The organism is Mycobacterium sp., from assembly GCF_035499775.1.
GTDB lineage: Bacteria > Actinomycetota > Actinomycetes > Mycobacteriales > Mycobacteriaceae > Mycobacterium.
Window position 1 is genome coordinate 1 of record NZ_DATJYB010000314.1, and the last position, 2341, is coordinate 2341.

At 65.0% G+C, this 2341-nt stretch carries 1 protein-coding gene and 2 pseudogenes; 1 reads left to right on the forward strand and 2 read right to left on the reverse strand.

Annotated elements, in window-relative coordinates; translation table 11 throughout:
* Positions 1–339: pseudogene (locus VML93_RS19895) on the forward strand (hypothetical protein); the annotation flags it as partial.
* Between the two features lie 134 nt (positions 340–473).
* Here the strand turns inward: VML93_RS19895 and VML93_RS19900 are convergent.
* Together VML93_RS19900 and VML93_RS19905 are read right to left on the reverse strand one after the other, a co-directional pair.
* Entirely contained in the window at positions 474–1871 is a 1398-nt protein-coding gene (locus VML93_RS19900; RefSeq protein WP_325613318.1) for an IS1380 family transposase, read from the reverse strand.
* Positions 1872–1992: 121 nt separating this feature from the next.
* Positions 1993–2277: pseudogene (locus VML93_RS19905) on the reverse strand (sulfatase); the annotation flags it as partial.
* Positions 2278–2341: the final 64 nt, after the last annotated feature.

Here is a 2341-nt window from a genome sequence, read left to right on the forward strand (position 1 = left end):
ATCGGCAGCATCGGATTGGTCGCAATGATATTGGCGGTTCTGCACGGGCTGGAGGGGATGCTCTGGGCGTCGGCATTTAGCTGGCTCGGCGCGTTCGGCTCGTTCACTGAAGCGTCGATCTATTCCCTTGGCACCATGACCACGCTCGACATACCGGGATTAGTGTTGCCATCCCGGTACCAGATGATAAGCGTGCTCGAGGGGGTGAACGGCGTGCTGCTGTTTGGCATCAGCACGGCGTTTATTTTCGCGGTGATGCAGACCTACTTTTTGATGCTCTTCCGCCGACACGAACGCGACACTAACCTCGATTTTGCATGCGGGGACGCCGAGGAGTGATTCGCCGGTTCCGGCGGGCTTGGGCGGTTGATTATTGCGGGCGGGCATAACAAGTCGCCCGGTGTCGCTCCGGTGGGGCGGGCTTTCCTGAGGCCGGTGGGGCTTTCGTCTCGTTGGGGCAGGGGTGTCGGGGTTCAGGTGAATGCCGCGCGGATGCGTGTCCAGGCAGTGGCGATCGCTTTGGCCCACCGCCAGGTGGTGTCGATCGCGAGCCGGGTGCGTCGGGCGCTGCGGGTGATGCGGGCGGCGACGTGCAGGACCCGGTAGCGGAAGGTGTCGATTTCGCACCGGGCCAGATCGGGGTGATCGGTGAAGCCGATCAGTTTGGCCCATGCGACCAGATCTGTTGCTGTCATGACGATTTCAAGCCATGCCTTGTTCGCGTCGAACGAGTTGAACGGGAGATTGCGCAGCCCGGTGGCCTTGGCCTCACGGATGCGGTCCTCCACTCGGGCGTGTTGGCGGTGGCGCAGTTCCAGGCCGGGGAGTTGGCCGGGCACGACCCCGTCGGGGGTGTCGGTGATGAACCCGGTGACCCGGTGCCCGTCGGAGTCGGTGAACCGCAGCTGGGCACCCGGATGGGGGCGTTCCTTGCGCAGGATCAGCCGGGTCCCTTCCGGCCATGCCGACAGGTCCACCAGGTCGGTAGCTTCGGCGACCCACGCGCCGTCGCGGATCCCGCCGTCGGCATCGATCGCCGGATACCACGCCGCAGCGGTGTTGAGCACCTCGGTGGCGTCGCGGATGCGGGTGTCGATCGCGGTGCCGAAGGAGAACCCGACACCGGATTTGCGGCAGGCAGCGGCGAAGGCGTAGGTAGCGCCGGCGGAGTCGGAGCGGATCAAAATCTTTGGTGCATCCTGGTTTTCGGGGCCCGGCCGGTAGGACGGCGGCAACGACTCCAGCGCCGCACCGAGCACAGTGATGTGATCGGCGGCGGTGTTGCTGCCGGCATTACCGGGACGCAGCAGCCCGGCCAGAGCTTCCCCGGCGGCGATTTCACGCCGGTCCAAAAACACCAGCAGCGGGTGCATTCCAAAGGTGTGCTTCCAGGTCGCGGCGGCGTTCTCCTTGTTGTCGGAGTGATCGATGGTGATGGTGGCATCGACATCCAAATGCAGCCAGCCATCATGGTCGGGAGCCGCTCCCGCGGCCCAGGCCTGCTTGCGGGCATAGGCGCGCGCCGCGCGGATCCGCGGCAAATGCGTCGCGTCAATCCGCTCGTCGAGCAGCCGCCACAAGGTGGTTGTCGACGCGACCTGCCCAAACACATGGGATCGGTCACCCCACAACTGGCCGACCCTGTCGACGCAATCCGCGCCATCGGCCACCGCCGCCGCAAGATCGGCGAACACCTCCCCGGGCGCATGGGTCCACGGCCCGCGGTAGGTATCTGCCAACGCCCCGGTGACCTGCGATGACAGCCCAGTCAGATCCGCGAGTTCCCGCAACATGCCGACCCCGGCATGTGACACCACGCCACGCGCGTCCGCGCTGATGGCCAACCTGGATCGTGCTGCGCTACTCTTCACCTGGAAAGTGCCTTCCCGTTCGGAATCGTGGACCGTAGAGAAGTCTCATTATTCCTTGCAGGACAGGCGCTTTCGCCAACCTAAAGCCCGTGTCACACCGAGTTTTATGCAAAATCTAGGTTAGTGCCCCGGCCGCGGCGCCAACTGCGGCCGACGCCAACAACGCCGGTGCGAACAATCCGACGGCGAGTCCGACTCCGGCGCCCCAAGCGGCGCCGCGGCGGCCGGCGTGGTTGCCGGTGTCGATGAGCAGCGGCTTACCGTCAGCATCCTTGCCGACGAGCACCGCACCGCGCAGCGCGATGGTCTTATCCTCGACCTGCCGTGACAGCGCATCGAATTCGCTACGCGCAGCCTCGAGATCCTGGTATCCCGCGACCAGCACCAGTCCACGCTGCTCAGCCATGTTGCTTCCCCTTTGAACTTGAATGCCTGGACTATATGACTCCGAGGCTTCCGCCGCCGCGATA